Genomic DNA, 16,824 nt, shown 5'->3' on the forward strand with positions numbered 1-16,824 from the left:
ACCGTTGCGCCCGACGCTAGGAACCCGCTGTTCAGCCGACCATCCCAAGTTTTCTGGGATAGCACTTCGGAAAACACTGCGGTTGTCGGCCGGGCGCTCCGGTGGCGAAGGTGGGCGGGCCCGCCCCACCGCCGACACCGCGCATCGAGGCCCATGCTCGCCGAACTGGACCGGCCCGACCCCGCCGAGACGGGCCCCGACCCGCACGACCTGTGGGCCGCCGCGGCAGCCGAACTGTCCACCCGCGTCTCCTTCGACTCGCTGTGCGTGGGCTCCACCGACCCGGCGAGCGGGCTGATCGACACCGCGCGCGTCGCCGGGCTGCCGGAGTCCTGCCTGCGTGCGGCCGTGCGGGCCGAGTACGGGGCGCCTGACTTCAACAAGCTCGATTGGCTTGCCCGGCAACGACATCCCGTAGGTCTGTTGTCCTCGGCCACCAACGGTGCGTTGGAACGCAGCCACCGCTACCGCACGATCCTGCGACCCTTGGGGTTACGGCACGAACTTCGCGTAGCACTGGTATCCCGTGGATCGTGTTGGGGCTATCTGGTGCTGTGCCGGGCCGAGGGCACCCCGGACTTCTCGGCTGCCGAGATCACCCACGTGCGCGGTGTCGCGGCGAGGCTGACTGACCAGCTGGTGTGCCGGGTGCGAACCATCCCCGTCGGCGGTCTTCAGGCCGAGCGCGCTGGTGTGATCAGCCTGGACGCGGACGGAGTCGTCGACGCGATCGACGACACGGCACGGGATCTTCTCGACCGCTCCGGTGCGCAGCGCTGCGACGAGATTCCCCTGGTACTGGCCACTTTCGCCGCCAAGCTCACCGGCGGCGACCACGGCGACCGGCGCGCGCTGCTGCCGGACCCCACCCTCGGCTGGTTGCTGCTCAACGGAAGCGTGCTGCGCACCAGGACGGGAGCGGACCGGCTCACCGTGTCGATCCAGCCCGCGCCGCCGTTGCGCGTGGCGCCGTACCTGCTGTACGCGCGGGGAGCGACGCCGCGCTCGGTGGCCGTCACCCTGCGGGTGCTGCGCGGCATGACCTCGGCCGAGATCGCCGAAGACCTGCGGATCTCCCGGCACACGGTGCAGGACCACCTGAAACCCGTGTTCTCGGCGCTGTCGGTGAACAGCAGACGGGAACTGATCAGCTCGCTGTTCCCCAGCATCAAGCCGCACGAACTGCACTGACCCGCAAAGGAGCGCCCGTTGTCCGCGCATCTGGACCCCGTCCCCGGCCAGGCCGTCTACTCACCGGCGATCCTGGCGATCTACAACACCGCCGTCCTGCGCGTCTCGCAACCACTGGCCTGGCGCTGCCCCAGCAGCCGGGTCGTCGCGCTGTACGACGACCACGTCTCCACCGACCACCTCGACATCGGCGTCGGCACGGGCTACTTCCTCGACCGGTGCACCTACCCCGGTCCGCCCCGGCTCACGCTGCTCGACATGAACCGCAACTCCCTCGGCAAGGCAGCTCGCAGGCTGGCCAGGTACGCCCCGGAGCTCAAGCAGGGCAACGTGATGGAACCGCTGGACCTGCCAGAGGAGAGCTTCGGCTCGGTGGGGATGAACTGCCTGCTGCACTGCCTGCCCGGACGGTTCTCCGACAAGGCGGTGGTGTTCGAGAACATCAAGCCGTTGATGCGGCCGGGCGCGTGGGTCTTCGGCAGCACGGTGCTCGGGGCGCTGCCCGGCCACAACCTGTTCGGCAGGGCGATCCTGGCCAGCTACAACCGCAAGGGCATCTGGTGCAACCGCGAGGACGACCTGGCGGGCCTGGAAACCGCGCTGCGCCAGCACTTCGACGTCGTGCACGTCGACGTCGTCGGCGGCTCGGCGTTGTTCCGGGCTCAGCGGTAAGAGTTCTCGAACACCGCTTGGTGCCGCGCCCGCGGGTGGTTACCGTCCACCACCGATGCTTCATGATCGCGCCACCGAGCTGGAGACCATCGAGGCGGCGCTCGCCGATGTCCGAGCCGGGCAGCCGCGCGTCCTGATCATCGAGGGCGAGCCGGGGATCGGCAAGTCAGCGTTGCTGGACGTGCTGATCTCCGATGCCTACCGGTACGGGATGACCGTCGCCGCCGCCGCGGGCTACGAACGTGAACGGGATCGTCCGTTCGGTGTGGTGCGCGCGCTGTTCGGTCCCGCCTGGGAACCCTCGCTCGATCCGTACGGCTTCGTGGCCGCGCACGGGCCGCTGGTGATCGCCCTGGATGACGGGCACTGGGCGGACCCGCCCTCGCTGGACTGGTTGGCGCACCTCATCCGGCGCATCGAGGGGCTGCCCGTTCTGGTCGGGATCGCCACGCGCGGTGACCCGCTGCGCGAGAGCAAACGCCACCGGGCGAGCCAACTCCTCCGGCCAGGGCCGTTGACCTCGGCCGGTGTCGCGGCGCTGGTCACCGCCCGGCTGGGCGAGCCCGCAGCCGAGGAGTTCGCGCTCGCCTGCCGCACGGCGACCGGAGGGAACCCGCTGTTCCTCGACGAGCTGCTGCGGGAGCTGGTCACGGCCCGGGTGCGCCCGACCCTCGACGAGGCCGAGCGGATTCGGGACTTCGGGCCGGACACGATCGCCCGCCACGTCCGGCACCGGCTGGACGCCCGGGAGGAACGGGTGGCGGAAGCGATCGTCGTCCTCGGCGCGGACGCGGACCCCGAGGTGATCCCGGGTGTGGCGAACGTGCCGCGAGCGGAGACCGCGGAACTGCTGAACCGCTTGTCCGGCATGGGAATCCTCGTTCACCCCATCACGCGCACGGCCGTCTACAACAACCTGCCGAGCGAACGGCGCGCGGAGCTGCACCGCAGGTCGGCCCAGGCGCTGCTGGCGCTGCACGCACCGGCGGCCCAGGTCGCCCGGCACGTCATGGCCCTCGGCAGTGGCGAACTCGACCACGCCGTGGACGTGCTGCGAACAGCCGCCTCGGACGCGATGGCCAAGGCGGAACCGGAGGCCGCGGCGGCGTTGCTGCGGCGCGCCACCGAGGAACGGCTGACGCCCGAGGAGTTCCAGCTCGTGCACCTGGAGCTCGGGGTGGCCGAACAGCACTTCGACGGGGCCGCGGCGGTGCGCGACCTGACCGTGGCGATGATCGCCGCCACCGAGCCCGGCTCGCGCGCGGTCGTGGCGTCCCGGCTCGCCCAGACACTCGCGATGAGCGGCAGACCGGCCGAGGCCGTCACCGTGATCGAGAACGCGACCGCCGACGGCGTCGACGCCGACCGCCGCTGGTGGCTGGAAGCGGAACTGGTCGCGATCGCCTTGCTGCACAAGGAAACCCGGGACTTCGCCCGGCACCGGCTGGCCGCCATCGCCGACCAGGCCGCTGCGACCGACTTCGGCACGGGCGTCGGCGGCCTGGCCGTGTCCGCGATGCTCGCCGCGCACGCCTCCTGGGTCACCCTCGACCGGCCCGCGACCATTCGGCTGGCCCGGCGGTGCATGGCGCGCGGCGCGCTGTTCCGCGAGCCCTCCATCACCTACGTCTACGGAATGCTGGCCCTGGCCAGAGCCGGGGAACTCGACCTGGCCGCCGCGCAGCTCGGCGAAGTGCTCGCCCACGCGCAGCGAACGGGAACCCAGGTGCTGTACCTGGCGGCGGCCGCGTTCCGCTCCCACGTGAACCACATGCGCGGCCGTGTTCAGGACGCCCTCGACGACGCGCACATCGCCGTCAAGGACACCCCTCGGTGGCGGCCTTCGCTGCCGGTGCGCTTCGCCGCGCTCGTGGACGCGCTGGTGGAACGCGGCGAGCTGGACGCCGCCATGGACACGCTCGCCGAAGCCGGACTGACCGGCCCGCTGCCCGACCAGATGCAGATCGACATCGTGTTGGCGGCCCGGGGACGACTGCGGATGGCTCGCGGTGACCTCGAAGGCGCGCTCGCCGACTTCGACCAGTGCGGCAGGCTGCTGGCCAGGCTCGGCGTCGTCAATCCGGCGGTCCAGCCGTGGCGTTCGGAGGCCGCGATCGTCAACCAGCTGCTCGGTCGCGGGCCGGAGGCGGAGGAGCTGGTCACGGAGGAACTCCGGCTCGCACGCCAGTGGGGCGCCCCGCGCTGCCTCGGCATCGCGTTGCAGGCAGCGGGAATCATCCGCGGCGACGTCGACCTGCTCAGCGAGGCGGTCTCCGTGCTCAGCGGCTCCGGCGCCGAACTGGACGCGGCCAAGGCGCACCTGGAGCTGGGGCGCGCACGCGCCCGTGCCGGGAACCTCGCCGAGGCGCGGAAGGAACTCAAGACCGCCTTGACGCTCTCCCAGCACTGCGGGGCGACCCGCGTCGCCGAGCAGTCCTACCAGGAACTGATCAAGGCCGGGGCGAAGCCGAGAACGGTGGCGCACACCGGGATCAGCGCACTCACCTCAGCCGAGTGGCAGGTCGCCCGGCTGACCGCGAGCGGTATGCGCAACCAGGACGTCGCGCAGACGCTGTTCGTCACGCGGCGAACCGTCGAGCTGCACCTGACGAGCATCTACCGCAAGCTCGCCGTGCCGGGCCGGGCCGCGCTGACCGCCGCGCTGCACCAGGCCGAACAGCGCGGCGACGCCTCGGACGTCAGCGGGTGATGCGCGCCGTGACGCTCACCGAGCAGCGCCGGGAACTGTTGGCGGGTCGCGTGCCCGCGCTCGACCAACTGCTGTCCGCGCTCACAGTCGTACGCGACGCCGCCAAGACTTTGTTTCGGGGGCGAGTGCGAGGGGCGTTGCGATCGCCGGTGCACAGCGGAGCGGACATCGGCGATCGGTGGTCGCGCGTCCTGGTGTCGATCCAGGTGTCCCGGAGATATGAGCTCCGGGTGGCCGCCGGGCCCCGCGCGCGGGTGACCGTCCACAGGGGACAGTCACAGTCGTCCCGCCAGGACTCGAACCTGGGGCCTTCCGCATGTCGGGCGGACGCTCTGCCTGCTGAGCTACGGGACGTCGGGTGGTGCGCGTGCCAGGACTCGAACCTGGGACCTCCCCGATGTGAACGGGGTGCTCTCGCCGCTGAGCCACACGCGCGGACCGCGGAGGATGCAGGATTCGAACCTGCGCGGGCGCTCTTCACGCCCGACCACCGTTTTCGAGACGGCTGCCTTCCCGGACTCGGCCAATCCTCCTTGCACGGCAACGGTTTACCGCCGTCGCTGTACCCGTCGAGGCGCCAGGAGTCGAACCCGGGCCGGACGCTTCATCAGAGCGCCGTACGAACCGTCGTACACCTCGTTGTCGCGCGGAGGGCGCGCGGTTCGAACGCGCGCCGGGACTACTCGTCCCGGATCTCGGATTAGCACTCCGGTGCCTTACCAGCTCGGCCAGCCCTCCATAGTCGTGCTCAGTGGTGGAGGAGGGAGTCGAACCCCCTGTGCCGCAAGGGCTCCCGGGTTACAGCCGGGCGGGGCTCCAACAGCCCCATCTCCACCGTGGCGATGTCTGCTCCGCTATGCACATGTCAATGAACCGAATGTCGGGTACGCAGAACAAAGAAAGCCGCCCGGATCGGTTCCCCGATGGGCGGCTCCCTGGACATGACCCCTACTAGGTCATGGCGGGGAGCCGTTCCTGCTGGGACAAGCGACTGATGTCATACGACGGGCACACGTCGACGACGACGGCGGGCACGTACTGCCGCCCCGTCCCTCGCTTCCGCATGTCCATCGCAGTTTCTCCTCGGTTGCTTGTGTGGATCCATCATCACCGGCGAGTCCGCACGCGTCAACGCGTTTATTCCGCTCGCGCGTCCACAATGGACCAGCGCCGGTGCGCGCGCGGACATGACGATTCCACGCGTAGTGCCCCACATCACCTTCGTGCAGTGCCGAAAGCCCTACTGCCGCAAGCACAACCCGGTGCGAATCAGTGAGCATGATCGCGTGGCCCTCTCCCGGTACCGGCAGGTGCTCGCCCTGCCGGGCGTGCTGCGCCTGCTGCTGATCGCCCTGTTCGCCCGCGTCCCCGGGGCCGCGGTCAGCGTGGCGGTCACGATGCACGTGGTGCTCACGCTGAAGCAGGGCTACGGCGCGGCCGGGCTGGTGATCGCCTTCGTCACGATCGGCATGACGCTGAGCGGGCCGCTCTTCGGCCGCCTGGTCGACCGCCGTGGCCTGCGCCTGACGCTGGCGATCACCACGATCGGCGAGGCCACCTTCTGGTTCGTCGCGCCGTCGCTGCCCTACTCCTCGTTGCTGGGCACCGCCCTGCTCGGCGGGTTCCTGACGCTGCCGGTCGGCGCAACCTCGCGCCAGGCGCTGATCGCGATCGTGCCGCCGGAGCACCGCAAGGCCGCGTTCTCGCTGGACTCGATCATCGGCGAGGTCAGCTTCATGCTCGGCCCGGCGCTCGGCGTGCTGCTGGCCACGCAGGTCTCCACCACGGTCGCGATGGTGGCCATCGGCGGTGGTCTGGTGCTCACCGGGGCGGCGATGTTCCTGGTCGACCCGCCGATCCGGTCCGAGGAGAACTCCGGCCCGGCGCACCCGGTCCCGCGCGCGCAGTGGCTGACCGGGGAGCTGGTCGGCGCGCTCGTGATCACCGCGGGCGCGACCCTGGTCCTCGCCGGGACGGACGTCGCGATCATCGCCAGCCTCCAGCTCCACGGGCAGGCGTCCTGGACCGGCGCCGTGGTCGTCGTGTGGTGCCTGGTCTCGCTGCTCGGCGGTTTCGTCTACGGCGCCATGACCAGGGCGGTCTCGCCGTTGGGGTTGATGGGGATGATGGGACTGCTGACCATCCCGATCGGACTCGCCACCGACTGGTGGTGGCTGTGCCTGGCGATCGTGCCCGCGGGCGCGCTGTGCGCCCCGGTGCTGGTCGCGATCTCGGACTGGATCAGCCGTCTGGCCCCCGAGGCGGTGCGCGGCGAGGTGATGGGTCTCCAGCAGTCCGCGCTCACCCTCGGCAGCGCGATGGGCGCGCCGGTCGTCGGCGCGGTGATGGACGCGACCTCACCCGCCATGGGCTTCGCGGCCGCGGGCGGCCTCGCCGTGGTTGTCGCCGTGGTGCTGCTGTTCCGGCGTTCGCGCGTGGCGGAGCCGATGTCGTTGACGGCACGACTGTAAGAGGGAGACACGGGCTTGACGGCGCTTGAGGAACAGTGGACGAACCAGTTGCGGCTGCGGGATCTGCCGGTGTTCCAGCCCGGCGACTACCGCACGGTCGTGGCGGTCGCGGCGCATCCCGATGACGAAACCCTTGGGGCGAGCGGATGTATGCAGGCCCTGCACGCCGCCGGATGCGCGGTGACGCTCGTCGTCGCCTCCGACGGCGAGGCGGCGTTTCCGAACCTGGGAGCCGAAGCCAGGTCGGAACTGGGACGCGTGCGGCGCGCGGAACTCACGGAAGCGTTGCGGCTTCAAGAACTCAGCGATGTGCGGGTGCACTGGCTCGGATTGCCCGACTCCGGACTCGCCGAGCACACGGGCGAACTCGTGGCCCTGCTGCGCGAACTGCTGGCGGGCGCCGACTGCTGCCTGCTCCCGTGGCCCGGCGACCCCCATCCTGATCACCAGGCGGTGGCCGAGGCGGTGCTGGCCGCCGCGCCGGTGACTGCGCACCGGTGGTCCTATCCGATCTGGATGTGGCATTGGATGCGCCACGACGACGCCGAGGTGCCGTGGGAGCTGGCCCACCGGTATCCGTTGTCCAAGGACCAGCGGTCGCGGAAGTCCGCCGCGGTACTGGCTTTCCGGTCACAGCTCACCGATGGCCCCGATGGTTCGCCGCCGATCCTGCCCGCCGACGTGCTTGAGCACTTCGACCGCGAGTCCGAGGTGCTGTTCCGGGAGCCGCGGCGGCAGACGGCCCCGGTGGAGAGGTTCGCCGAGCTCTACGCCGGAGACGCCGATCCCTGGTCCGGCGCGACGAGATGGTACGAACGACGCAAGCGGGCGCTTCTGATGGCGAGCCTGCCTAGCGAGCGGTACGGCACGGTGGTCGAACCCGCCTGCGGGACCGGGCTTCTCACGGCGGAACTGGCTCAGCGCTGCGACCGGCTGTTCGCCTTCGACGTAGTGCCCGACGCGGTGGCCGCCGCCCGGAAACGGCTCACCGGCGCGGACAACGTTCACCTCGAACAGGCGTCGCTGCCGGACGGTTTTCCCTCGGCCCCCTGCGATCTGGTCGTGCTCAGCGAAATCCTCTACTACCTCGACGACCGCGATCTCGACTCCGTGCTCGATCGGGTCGTCGCCGCCTTGCGACCCGGCGGCGAGGTCGCCGCCGTGCACTGGCGGCCTTGGGCACCGGAGGCTCCCCGCGACGGAGCCGCCGCCCATCGCCGCCTGATCGCGCGGCCGGAGCTGGAGACGCTGGTGGATCACGTCGACGACGAGTTCCTGCTGTGCGTGCTGAGGCGCGGTTGATCACCGGTGTCGCGGTGGTCGTGCCCGCCCACAACGAAGAGGGCTCGATCGGCGCGTGCCTCGACGGACTGCTGGAGGCGTTTTCCCTTGTGCCACCGGCAATCCGCACGAGCATCGTCGTCGTGCTCGACCGGTGTGACGACCGCACCGCCCCGCTGGTCCACGCGCACGCGGCAGGTGCCGAAACGCTGGTCGACCGGCGGGGGCGACCGTTGGGCTCCCTGCGCGACCGCGGGGCGCGACACGCGATCGCCCGCCTGGCCCGGCCCGCCGCCCAGACCTGGTTGCTGCACACCGACGCCGATTCGGTCGTGCCCCGGGACTGGGTGCGCGCCCACCTCCGGCACGCGGAGCTGGGCGCGCACGCCGTCGCCGGGCTCACCGAGATCGCCGACTGGGCCAGCCACGACGACCGGACGCGCCGCCGCTACGAGCGAATGGTCAGCGAGTTGATCCGCGGTGACGGCCACGACCACGTGTACGGAGCCAACCTCGGTGTTCGCGCCGACGCCTACCTGCGCGTCGGCGGGTTCCCGCCGCTGTCCACGGGCGAGGACCACGCGCTGTGGACCCGGCTGAACCAGGCGGGCTGTCCGCTGGCGAAGCCGACCGAATCGCCGGTCCGGACCAGTTCCCGGGTGCGCGGACGCGCCTCCGGCGGCCTCGCCGACCTCCTCAGGTCGATCAGCGCCGAACGATCTCGGCCAGGTGACGCAGCGAGTTGCCGAGGTGTTCCGGGCCGAACGGCGGGAAGTTGAGGTACTCCCGGACGGACTGCGGCACCGCGGACCAGTCGTAGGTGAGCGTGACCGCGGTCTCGGACGGGCCCAGTGGCGCGAGGTCGTAACGCCAGAACCAGCCGCCGAACGCCAGCTCACCGCCGCCCTTGTCGTACCCGGTCAGCCAGCCGATGGCGCGGGGCGGGTCGATCACGTGGACCTTGTTGACCACCTGGTAGTCACCGTCCGGGTGGCCGGAGTGGTACATGTCCATCCGGAAGGTCTGCTCCACCTCGGTCAGCGGGGTCCGGTCGACGCATTCCTGCACCCAGCCGGTGCCGTCGATCGACGCATGGGTCGTCGGGTCCGCCAGCACCGCGAACACCCGCGCGGCGGGCACGGCGAAGGTCAGGGTGGCGCTCACGTTCTCCTGGTCCACGGCGTGCACGTTCCCCGCCCCGCATCAAGCACGTCAAGTGCCGCGCGTCGGCCTAGAGCACGGCGAGGCGGGAGAACCCGGCCTCGGCGTGCCCCGCGTCGATGGCCCGCCGCACTGCGGACCGGCCCGCGCTGAGCACGCCGTCGTCGAGTCCGTTGGCCCGCACGGTGTCCACGAGGTCGTCGAGGATCGCCGCCGCGGAGGCGATCGTGGAGGCGTCCCCGGGGAAGTGACCGGTGCTGACGTGTTCGCCGACCAGGTCGATCAGGTCGGGCAGCATGCCTGCCATCACCTTCGCGTAGCCGCCGAACTCGGCCGGGCCGACGTTCTCGGCGGCGGCCAGCCGGAACGCGTGCACGACTCCGAACATCGACGTCCAGAACAGGTCCAGCAGCGACATGTTGAACCCGGCGGCCCGCCCGGGGTCCTCGCCGACGTAGGTCCCGTTCTCGCCGAGAGCGGCCAGATCGCCTTGGTGCTCCTGGTAGATCTCGTCGGGACCGCTGTAGAGCAGTGCCGCCTCCGGTCCCCCGACGACACCGTTGAGGATCACGCCGTCGAGGTAGTCGATGCCGTGCCCCGCCGCCCATTCGGCCATCTCGCGGGCCTGCTGCGGCGAGCCGCCGGTGAGGTTGAGCAGCGTGCGGCCCTTGAGCGCGTCGGTGTCCAGGACCGACCGCACGGCCTCGTAGTTCATCACGCACACGACGACGAACGGGCTGGCGGCGATCGCATCGGCCGCGGTCTCCGCGTGGGTGGCGTCGAGGTCGTTTCCCTTGCCAGGCGTGCGGTTCCACACGGTGGTGGGGTGGCCTGCCGCGGCGAACGCGGTCGCGATCGCGCGGCCCATCGGGCCGAGTCCGAGGACGGTAACGGGTGTCATGGCGGCTAAGCTAGACCTTCACGTCGGCGTGAGAGTCAAGGCTGGAGCCGGAATGCGGATCGGGGAACTGGCGCGGCGGGCGGGCGTCACCGAGCGCGCGCTGCGGTACTACGAGGAGCAGGGTCTGCTGCGCCCGGAACGGCGGCCGAGCGGTTACCGCGTGTACGGCGACGCGGACGTGGCCGCGGTCCGGCGCATCCGCGTCCTGCTCGCGGCCGGGCTGAGCACCGCGCAGATCACGCAGGTGCTGCCGTGCATGCTCGACGACGACGGCGTGCTGGCGCCCCTGTGCCCGGAGCTGGTCGACGCGCTGGTCGAGCACCGGAACAAGATCGGCGAAGCCATCGACGAGCTGGAGGCGACCCGCGCCAACCTCGACACGATCATCGGTGGGCGGGCAGACGCGTGACCGATCATTCGTTGAAGGTCTTCCCGGGATCGTGGCCCCTCACCGTGGTGTGCGGTGCTTCCGGCACCGGCCGGACCAGGTTCGCCTACGCGCTCGCCGCCAGGTACAACGGGCACGTCATCGACACCGGCGACGTGCTGGAAGCGGTGCGCGCCATGACCGGCCCCGAGCAGCATCCCGAGTTGTCCTACGACGACGCCGAGGACTGGCGGGACCTCGTCGAGACCGAAGGCACTGGCCCGTGGCCGAAGCAGCCGTTGACGGGGACGGCCGAGGAACTGGCCGCCGCGCGGCTGCGAGCCGCCGACGTCCTGGCCCCGGCCGTGCGGGCGGTGATCGCACAACAGCCCCGCCTGCACCTGGACGGGCACTACGAGTTCCCGCACACCGTCATCACCGGCCGCCACGCCCTGCCGACCCTCGCCTGGGACTTCGCCGTGGTCCTCACGGAGACCGAAGAACAGGTCCACGCCAACCTCGCGGCCCGCTACCGCAACGATCCCTCCCTCGGTCTCCGAGTACGGACCTCGATGCTGGTCCAGGAAGAACTCCTGCGCAGGGGGCGCGAGCACGACCGGACCCACGTTCACTGCCGGGTCGTCTTCACGGCCGCGCGACCGTGGTCCGATGCCGTCACCCGCGCCCGCAGCGAGATGAACGACTACTGGGACTACCGCAACGCCCTCGGCTAGCCCCCACCCCGCCTCGCCGCCCCCCAAACATCCGTGGCGGCAGCCCAAAATCCCGTTTCGTACTCAAAACGGGTTTTTGGAACGCTCTTTTTCCCGTTATGAGTACGAAACGGGGTTCTCTAGACCGCGCGCGCCGTGGATGGGGTGAGCGGGCGGGTGGAGTGCATGGGCAGAGTTTACTTGGTGCGCGGAGTGCTGGGGGACTTGCAGGACGAGGTTGCGTCCGGCCTCGCGGGCGTTGACAGCAATCTCTTCGAAGTTTCGCGAAGTCTCGTGGCGGCATGAACGGGTCCGACGCCGGACTACCCGGCCGGACAACCCGGAGGACAACGACTTCGCGGCGGTCGCCCTCGCCTGACGCGTGGTGTCAGGGCCGTGACTGCTCGGCGTCAGGACCGCCGGTGATGGTGGTCGCCATGAGCACCTCCGGAAAGGACAGTGACGTGGTGGACGCGACGAACGTGGAGCAGGGTGTCGAGCAGGGCTGGGGCAAGGTCGCCGACGCGTTCCGCGCGAACTTCGCGGGAGAACCCGGCGAGATCGGCGCGGCGTGCAGCGTCTACGTCGGCGGCCGACCCGTCGTCAACCTGTGGGACGGCCTCGCCGACCGCGAGGCGAACCGGCCGTGGCGCCAGGACACCGTCGTCCAGGTCGCGTCCACCACGAAGGGCGCCACCGCGATCTGCGCACACCTGCTGGCGCAGCGCGGCCAGCTGGACCTGGACGCCCCGGTTGTCCAGTACTGGCCCGAGTTCGGCGCCGCGGGCAAGGACACGATCCCGGTGCGCTGGTTGCTCTCCCACCAGGCCGGGCTGCCGTTCGTCGACGGACCGCTGACCTTCGAGCAGGCGTGCGACTGGGACCCGGTCATCCGCGCGCTCGAAGCGCAGAAGCCGTTGTGGCAGCCCGGAACCGAGCACGTCTACCACGCCGTCACCTACGGGCACCTGGTCGGCGAGGTCGTGCGTCGGATCACCGGTAAGTCGCTGGGCACGTTCTTCGCCGACGAGGTGGCGGGCCCCCTCGGGCTGAGCGCCTGGATCGGGCTGCCCGAGGAACACGAACCGCGGGTGGCCGCCTTCGAGGACGCCGCCCCGTTCACCCTGGAGGAACTGCTCGCCGGGATGATCGCGACGACCGGGCTGGACGCCGACACGGTCACCGCGTGGGTCCAGAGCATGTGGAGTCCGGACGCGGTCCAGATGCGCGCGGGCTCGCTCGGCGGCGCCATGGACCCCACGACCGGGTACTTCCGGACGCGGGCCTGGCGCGCGGCGGAGTTCCCGGCGGCCAACATGGTCGCGGACGCGCACTCGGTGGCCCGGATGTACGCCGCGACGGTGAGCGAGGTCGACGGGACGCGGCTGCTCGACCCCGCGACGGTCGAGACGATGACGGCCATCCAGACCGACAAGACGCCGATGCACGGGCTCCCGGACGGGCTGACCGTCCCGGCCGAACGGTCCTTCAACATGTCGCTCGGGTTCTGGCGAGCCTGTCCGCCGTTGCCGATGCTCGGGCCCGGCTCGTTCGGCCACCCGGGCTCCGGCGGATCGATCGGCTTCGGCGACCCCGAGGCCGAGGTCGGCTTCGGCTACGTCACCAACCTGTGGAACTACCGGCCCGACGACCCGCGGGCGACGAACCTGGCCAAGGCGGTCCGGTCCTGCCTCGGCTGACTTCCCGGAAGTCACGACCCGAGGAATGCCAGAGCTTCGTCGACGAACTCCGCGTGGTACTGGAAGATGCCGCCGTGTCCGGCGTCCGGGTAGAGCGTGAGCCGGGCGTTGGGCAGGCGCAGGGCCAGCTCGGCGGAATTGCCGCTGGGCACCATCTTGTCGGCGGGCTCCTGACGTCCCCAGGCGTGGATGGCTACTTCACCTTGATGACGACCTTGCCTTTCGCACGTCCTTTTTCGACGTACGCCAGGGCTTCGTTGGTCGATTCGAAGGGGAAGGCCCGGTCCACGACCGGCTGGATGATCCCGGAGTCGATGAGGGAGGTGATCTCGCGGAGCTGGTTCCCGTTCGCTCGCATGAACAGGAAGGAGTAGCTGATCCGGCGCCGCTTGGCGGCCGTCCTGATCCGGTGGCTCAGGACACGGGTCGCCGGTCGCAGGATCCACGGCTTGCCGATCTCCCGGGCGAACCCGGGATCCGGCGGGCCTGAGATGGAGATGAGCTTTCCGCCGGGCTTCAGCACGCGCAGCGACTTCGTGAGCGTCTTGCTGTCCAGGCTGTTCAGCACCACGTCGTAGTCGTGCAGCAGTTCTTCGAAGTCCTCGGTCCGGTAGTCGATCACGACATCCGCGCCGAGGCGCCGGACGAGATCGCTGTTGGCCGCGCTGGTCGTCGTGGCCACGGTGGCGCCGAGGTGCTTGGCCAGCTGGATCGCGAACGTTCCCACGCCGCCGGAACCCGCGTGGATGAGGACCTTCTGTCCCCACGCGACCAGCGCGAACGGCTCGCCGCGGCCCCGCCCGGCCGCGCCGGACTCGAACAGATCGTCCGCGCCTACCTCTCGCCCGCGCATCGCGACAACCCCGAGGAGGGCTGCCCCTCCGCCGCCCTGCTCGACGAGATCAGCCGGTGCCCCGACCCGACCAAGCGGGCCTACACCGACAGCGTGCTCGCCTTCATCGACGACATCGCCGCCCGGCTGGCGCCGCACGATCCGCAGTCGGCGCGCGCCACGACCCTCAGCGTCTACGCCCTGTTGGTCGGGACACTGCAGCTCTCCCGTGCCCTGGCCGACCGGCAGCTCGCCGACGACGTCCTGGAACAGGGCATCCGCGACGCCCTCACCCTGCTGGACGCGACGCGGCAACGCTGAGAAGTGCGGTCGGGCACCGTCACCGGGATCGGGGTGTATCGCGGGCGTATCGAAAACCGCATACGCCACCGCAACGGCCTCGCGTGTTCAGTGGAGACGTGATCCCGAAGAGGCCGGACGGAATGCTCAGCAGGTGGCACGACTGGATCGGCACGTTCACGGGCATCGCGGCCCTCACGGTGGTCCTGCTGCCGTTGGCCGCGCTGGCGGTGTGGGCTCTCGCCCACCTCCGGCGGGCCACCGGCACCGCGCCGGCGTGGGCGTGGCGCGCGTCGCTGGCCGAGGTCGGCATGGTCTACGGGACGGTGCCGTGGGTGTGGATGACCATGTTGCCGGGCAGCCGGGCGGGCCAGGTCCCCGGCCGGGTGAGCCTGGTGCCGTTCCAGGACCTCTTCGCGATGGGGACGGCCCAGATCATCGGCAACCTGCTGGTGTTGGCGGCGCTGGGGGCGTTCGCCCCGCTGCGGTTCGCCGCGCTGGCGTCGCTACCGCGGATTCTGGCGCTAGCGGCGGGCTGCTCGCTGCTGATCGAGACCGCGCAGTACGTACTGCAACTGGACCGGGTGTCCTCTGTGGACGATGTACTGGTCAACACCGCGGGCGCCGTGCTGGCCGCGCTGGCGTCGCGCCGCTGGTGGCGCGCCCCGGCCGCGACGCCGCCGGTGCACATGCCGGCGATGGGCAGCGCTGCCTAGGCTCCAGGTATGCGCGTGCTGATCGTCGAGGACGAGCCCTACCTGGCCGAAGCTGTCCGTGACGGCCTCCGGCTGGAAGCGATCGCCGCCGACATCGCGGGCGACGGCGACACCGCCCTGGAGCTGCTCAGCGTCAACGCCTACGACCTCGCGGTCCTCGACCGCGACATCCCCGGCCCCTCCGGCGACGAGATCGCCCGGCGCATCGTCGCCTCCGGCAGCGGTATCCCGATCCTCATGCTCACCGCCGCCGACCGGATCGACGACAAGGCCTCCGGCTTCGAGCTCGGCGCCGACGACTACCTCACCAAACCGTTCGAGATTCGGGAGCTTGTCATGCGGCTCAGGGCGCTCGACCGCAGGCGCGCGCACGCCCGGCCGCCGGTCCGCGAGATCGCGGGCCTGCGGCTGGACCCCTTCCGCCGGGAGGTCTACCGCGACGGGCGCTACGTCGCGCTCACCAGGAAGCAGTTCGCCGTGCTCGAAGTCCTCGTCGCCGCCGAGGGCGGTGTGGTCACCGCCGAGGAGCTGCTGGAGCGGGCCTGGGACCGCAACGCCGACCCCTTCACCAACGCCGTCCGCATCACCATCTCCGCACTGCGCAAGCGACTCGGCGAACCGTGGCTCATCGCCACGGTGCCCGGCGTCGGCTACCGGATCGACACCGGCACCGACCGTGGATAGACGCCCGGGGTTCAGCGCCCGCCTGAAGCTCACCATCAGCTACGCCGGGGTCGTCCTGGTGACCGGCGCCGTCCTGCTGGCCGTGGCGTGGATGTACCTGCTGCGCTACGTGCCCGACAACGAGCAGGGCCTGCTCGGGATCAGCCCGAACCGCTACCTCCTCTCGCGCATCTTCGGCTACGCGGCGATCACCGCCCTGGCCGTCCTGCTCGTGGTGGGCCTGCTGGGCGGGTGGGTCCTGGCGGGCCGGATGCTCGCACCGCTGACCCGGATCGCGGACGCGGCGCGGCTGGCCTCGGACGGGTACCTGGCGCACCGCATCCGCCTCGACGGCCCCCAGGACGAGTTCCGCGAGCTCGCCGACGTGTTCGACACGATGCTCGAACAACTCGAGTCCCACGTCGCCGAACAGCAGCGGTTCGCCGCGAACGCCTCCCACGAGCTGCGCACCCCGCTGGCGATCTCGCAGGCGCTCCTGCACGTCGCCCGCAACGACCCCACGCTGGACCACGGTGAGCTCATCGAACGCCTGCACACCGTCAACACGCGGGCGATCGACCTGACCGAGGCCCTGCTGCTGCTCAGCCGCAGCGACCGCGGGAACTTCACCAGCGAGCCCGTCGACCTCTCGCTCATCGTCGAAGAAGCGGCCGAAACTCTGCTTCCCCTGGCCGAGAAGCGCGGCATCACCCTCGAAGTCACCGGCGGGCCGACCCACCCCGTGGGCTCCGCGGCGCTCTTGCTGCGGATGGTGACGAACCTCGTGCAGAACGCGATCGTCCACAACCTGCCCGCCGGCGGCACCGTCACGGTCCACACCGAATCCCAGTACGACGCGAGCGTGCTGCGGGTCGAGAACACCGGCCACCCGCTCTCGGCGGAGCTCGTGCCGACGCTCACCGAACCGTTTCAACGCGGAACGGAACGCGTCCGGACCGACGACCACGCCGGTGTCGGCCTCGGGCTGGCCATCGTGCACAGCATCGTCCGGGCGCACGAAGGAACCCTCGACCTCGCACCCCGTCCTGCCGGTGGCCTCCTCGTCACGATTCGGCTCCCCGGCGCGCCGCGGTGAGTCAGCCCAAGCGGTCACGAGCACCCGGCAGATCGCGCATGCGTAGGGAT

General features: G+C 70.7%; 17 protein-coding genes and 6 tRNA genes. 13 read left to right on the plus strand and 10 right to left on the minus strand.

Annotated elements, in window-relative coordinates:
• Nucleotides 1–153: 153 nt before the first annotated feature.
• Genes NLX83_RS28975 through NLX83_RS28985 form a run of 3 tightly spaced genes read left to right on the plus strand, consistent with a single transcriptional unit; the run spans nucleotide 154 to nucleotide 4,573 of the window.
• Nucleotides 154–1,191, plus strand: a complete 1,038-nt coding sequence (locus tag NLX83_RS28975; protein WP_254238383.1) for a helix-turn-helix transcriptional regulator — start codon at nucleotides 154–156, stop codon at nucleotides 1,189–1,191.
• Between the two features lie 18 nt (nucleotides 1,192–1,209).
• A complete protein-coding gene (locus NLX83_RS28980; RefSeq protein ID WP_254238384.1) occupies nucleotides 1,210–1,863 on the plus strand; it encodes a class I SAM-dependent methyltransferase in 654 nt (217 codons plus the stop codon).
• A 55-nt stretch (nucleotides 1,864–1,918) separates the two neighbouring features.
• Complete coding sequence (locus NLX83_RS28985) at nucleotides 1,919–4,573, plus strand: AAA family ATPase (protein ID WP_254238385.1); 2,655 nt, start codon at nucleotides 1,919–1,921, stop codon at nucleotides 4,571–4,573.
• A 281-nt stretch (nucleotides 4,574–4,854) separates the two neighbouring features.
• Here NLX83_RS28985 and NLX83_RS28990 read toward each other — a convergent pair.
• The 6 genes from NLX83_RS28990 to NLX83_RS29015 form a co-directional block, all read right to left on the minus strand.
• A tRNA-Val gene (locus NLX83_RS28990) sits at nucleotides 4,855–4,927 on the minus strand.
• 5 nt (nucleotides 4,928–4,932) lie between these two features.
• Nucleotides 4,933–5,008 (minus strand) — tRNA-Val (locus NLX83_RS28995).
• A gap of 6 nt (nucleotides 5,009–5,014) precedes the next feature.
• Nucleotides 5,015–5,106 (minus strand) — tRNA-Ser (locus NLX83_RS29000).
• A 36-nt stretch (nucleotides 5,107–5,142) separates the two neighbouring features.
• A tRNA-Ile gene (locus tag NLX83_RS29005) sits at nucleotides 5,143–5,212 on the minus strand.
• 8 nt (nucleotides 5,213–5,220) lie between these two features.
• A tRNA-Ser gene (locus tag NLX83_RS29010) sits at nucleotides 5,221–5,311 on the minus strand.
• 14 nt (nucleotides 5,312–5,325) lie between these two features.
• A tRNA-Tyr gene (locus NLX83_RS29015) sits at nucleotides 5,326–5,409 on the minus strand.
• A gap of 450 nt (nucleotides 5,410–5,859) precedes the next feature.
• Between NLX83_RS29015 and NLX83_RS29020 the strand changes: the two genes are divergently transcribed.
• From NLX83_RS29020 to NLX83_RS29030, 3 genes are read left to right on the plus strand one after another with little or no spacing between them, the layout of a single operon-like run.
• Complete coding sequence (locus NLX83_RS29020) at nucleotides 5,860–7,044, plus strand: MFS transporter (protein WP_254238386.1); 1,185 nt, start codon at nucleotides 5,860–5,862, stop codon at nucleotides 7,042–7,044.
• 15 nt (nucleotides 7,045–7,059) lie between these two features.
• A complete protein-coding gene (locus tag NLX83_RS29025; protein WP_254238387.1) occupies nucleotides 7,060–8,346 on the plus strand; it encodes a bifunctional PIG-L family deacetylase/class I SAM-dependent methyltransferase in 1,287 nt (428 codons plus the stop codon).
• Nucleotides 8,325–9,104, plus strand: coding sequence for a glycosyltransferase (locus NLX83_RS29030; RefSeq protein WP_254238388.1), 780 nt, complete (start codon nucleotides 8,325–8,327; stop codon nucleotides 9,102–9,104). Before NLX83_RS29025 ends, NLX83_RS29030 begins: the two co-directional genes overlap by 22 nt.
• Here the strand turns inward: NLX83_RS29030 and NLX83_RS29035 are convergent.
• Together NLX83_RS29035 and NLX83_RS29040 are read right to left on the minus strand one after the other, a co-directional pair.
• Nucleotides 9,031–9,504, minus strand: a complete 474-nt coding sequence (locus NLX83_RS29035; RefSeq protein WP_254238389.1) for an SRPBCC family protein — start codon at nucleotides 9,502–9,504, stop codon at nucleotides 9,031–9,033. The genes NLX83_RS29030 and NLX83_RS29035 overlap by 74 nt on opposite strands.
• Before the next feature lie 52 nt (nucleotides 9,505–9,556).
• Entirely contained in the window at nucleotides 9,557–10,387 is an 831-nt protein-coding gene (locus tag NLX83_RS29040; RefSeq protein WP_254238390.1) for an NAD(P)-dependent oxidoreductase, read from the minus strand.
• 52 nt (nucleotides 10,388–10,439) lie between these two features.
• Here NLX83_RS29040 and NLX83_RS29045 point away from each other — a divergent pair, with 52 nt between their 5' ends.
• From NLX83_RS29045 to NLX83_RS29055, 3 genes are all read left to right on the plus strand, one after another.
• On the plus strand, nucleotides 10,440–10,796 hold the full coding sequence (locus tag NLX83_RS29045) for a MerR family transcriptional regulator (protein ID WP_254238391.1): 357 nt from the start codon (nucleotides 10,440–10,442) through the stop codon (nucleotides 10,794–10,796).
• Nucleotides 10,793–11,488: a hypothetical protein gene (locus NLX83_RS29050; protein ID WP_254238392.1), complete on the plus strand. Its 696-nt coding sequence runs from the start codon at nucleotides 10,793–10,795 to the stop codon at nucleotides 11,486–11,488. The genes NLX83_RS29045 and NLX83_RS29050 overlap by 4 nt, the downstream gene beginning before the upstream one ends.
• A gap of 416 nt (nucleotides 11,489–11,904) precedes the next feature.
• Nucleotides 11,905–13,167, plus strand: a complete 1,263-nt coding sequence (locus tag NLX83_RS29055) for a serine hydrolase domain-containing protein (RefSeq protein WP_254238393.1) — start codon at nucleotides 11,905–11,907, stop codon at nucleotides 13,165–13,167.
• Nucleotides 13,168–13,178: 11 nt separating this feature from the next.
• On the opposite strand, the gene NLX83_RS29060 is transcribed toward NLX83_RS29055, so the two are convergent.
• Nucleotides 13,179–13,322, minus strand: coding sequence for an alpha/beta fold hydrolase (locus NLX83_RS29060; RefSeq protein WP_254238394.1), 144 nt, complete (start codon nucleotides 13,320–13,322; stop codon nucleotides 13,179–13,181).
• A gap of 38 nt (nucleotides 13,323–13,360) precedes the next feature.
• The gene (locus tag NLX83_RS29065; RefSeq protein ID WP_254238395.1) at nucleotides 13,361–13,894 is read right to left on the minus strand and encodes a zinc-binding dehydrogenase; all 534 of its coding nucleotides are present in this window, start codon (nucleotides 13,892–13,894) and stop codon (nucleotides 13,361–13,363) included.
• Nucleotides 13,895–13,909: 15 nt separating this feature from the next.
• Between NLX83_RS29065 and NLX83_RS29070 the strand changes: the two genes are divergently transcribed.
• From NLX83_RS29070 to NLX83_RS29085, 4 genes are all read left to right on the plus strand, one after another.
• Nucleotides 13,910–14,320 (plus strand): hypothetical protein, encoded by a 411-nt coding sequence (locus tag NLX83_RS29070; RefSeq protein ID WP_254238396.1) that lies wholly within the window; start codon nucleotides 13,910–13,912, stop codon nucleotides 14,318–14,320.
• Nucleotides 14,321–14,418: 98 nt separating this feature from the next.
• Nucleotides 14,419–15,015: a VanZ family protein gene (locus tag NLX83_RS29075; RefSeq protein ID WP_254238397.1), complete on the plus strand. Its 597-nt coding sequence runs from the start codon at nucleotides 14,419–14,421 to the stop codon at nucleotides 15,013–15,015.
• Between the two features lie 9 nt (nucleotides 15,016–15,024).
• A complete protein-coding gene (locus NLX83_RS29080) occupies nucleotides 15,025–15,699 on the plus strand; it encodes a response regulator transcription factor (RefSeq protein ID WP_254238398.1) in 675 nt (224 codons plus the stop codon).
• Nucleotides 15,692–16,774, plus strand: a complete 1,083-nt coding sequence (locus tag NLX83_RS29085) for a sensor histidine kinase (protein WP_254238399.1) — start codon at nucleotides 15,692–15,694, stop codon at nucleotides 16,772–16,774. The genes NLX83_RS29080 and NLX83_RS29085 overlap by 8 nt, the downstream gene beginning before the upstream one ends.
• Nucleotides 16,775–16,824: the final 50 nt, after the last annotated feature.

The organism is Allokutzneria sp. A3M-2-11 16 (assembly GCF_024213555.1).
Taxonomy (GTDB): Bacteria; Actinomycetota; Actinomycetes; order Mycobacteriales; family Pseudonocardiaceae; genus Allokutzneria.

What these genes read in the sequence shown, in the direction of transcription:
- NLX83_RS28975 (WP_254238383.1), top strand. Translation starts at nt 154, where the DNA reads ATGCTCGCCGAACTGGACCGGCCCGACCCCGCCGAGACGGGCCCCGAC.
- NLX83_RS28985 (WP_254238385.1), top strand. Translation starts at nt 1,919, where the DNA reads ATGCTTCATGATCGCGCCACCGAGCTGGAGACCATCGAGGCGGCGCTC.
- NLX83_RS29060 (WP_254238394.1), bottom strand. Translation starts at nt 13,322, where the DNA reads ATGGTGCCCAGCGGCAATTCCGCCGAGCTGGCCCTGCGCCTGCCCAAC.
- NLX83_RS29080 (WP_254238398.1), top strand. Translation starts at nt 15,025, where the DNA reads ATGCGCGTGCTGATCGTCGAGGACGAGCCCTACCTGGCCGAAGCTGTC.
- NLX83_RS29045 (WP_254238391.1), top strand. Translation starts at nt 10,440, where the DNA reads ATGCGGATCGGGGAACTGGCGCGGCGGGCGGGCGTCACCGAGCGCGCG.
- NLX83_RS29040 (WP_254238390.1), bottom strand. Translation starts at nt 10,387, where the DNA reads ATGACACCCGTTACCGTCCTCGGACTCGGCCCGATGGGCCGCGCGATC.
- NLX83_RS29055 (WP_254238393.1), top strand. Translation starts at nt 11,905, where the DNA reads ATGAGCACCTCCGGAAAGGACAGTGACGTGGTGGACGCGACGAACGTG.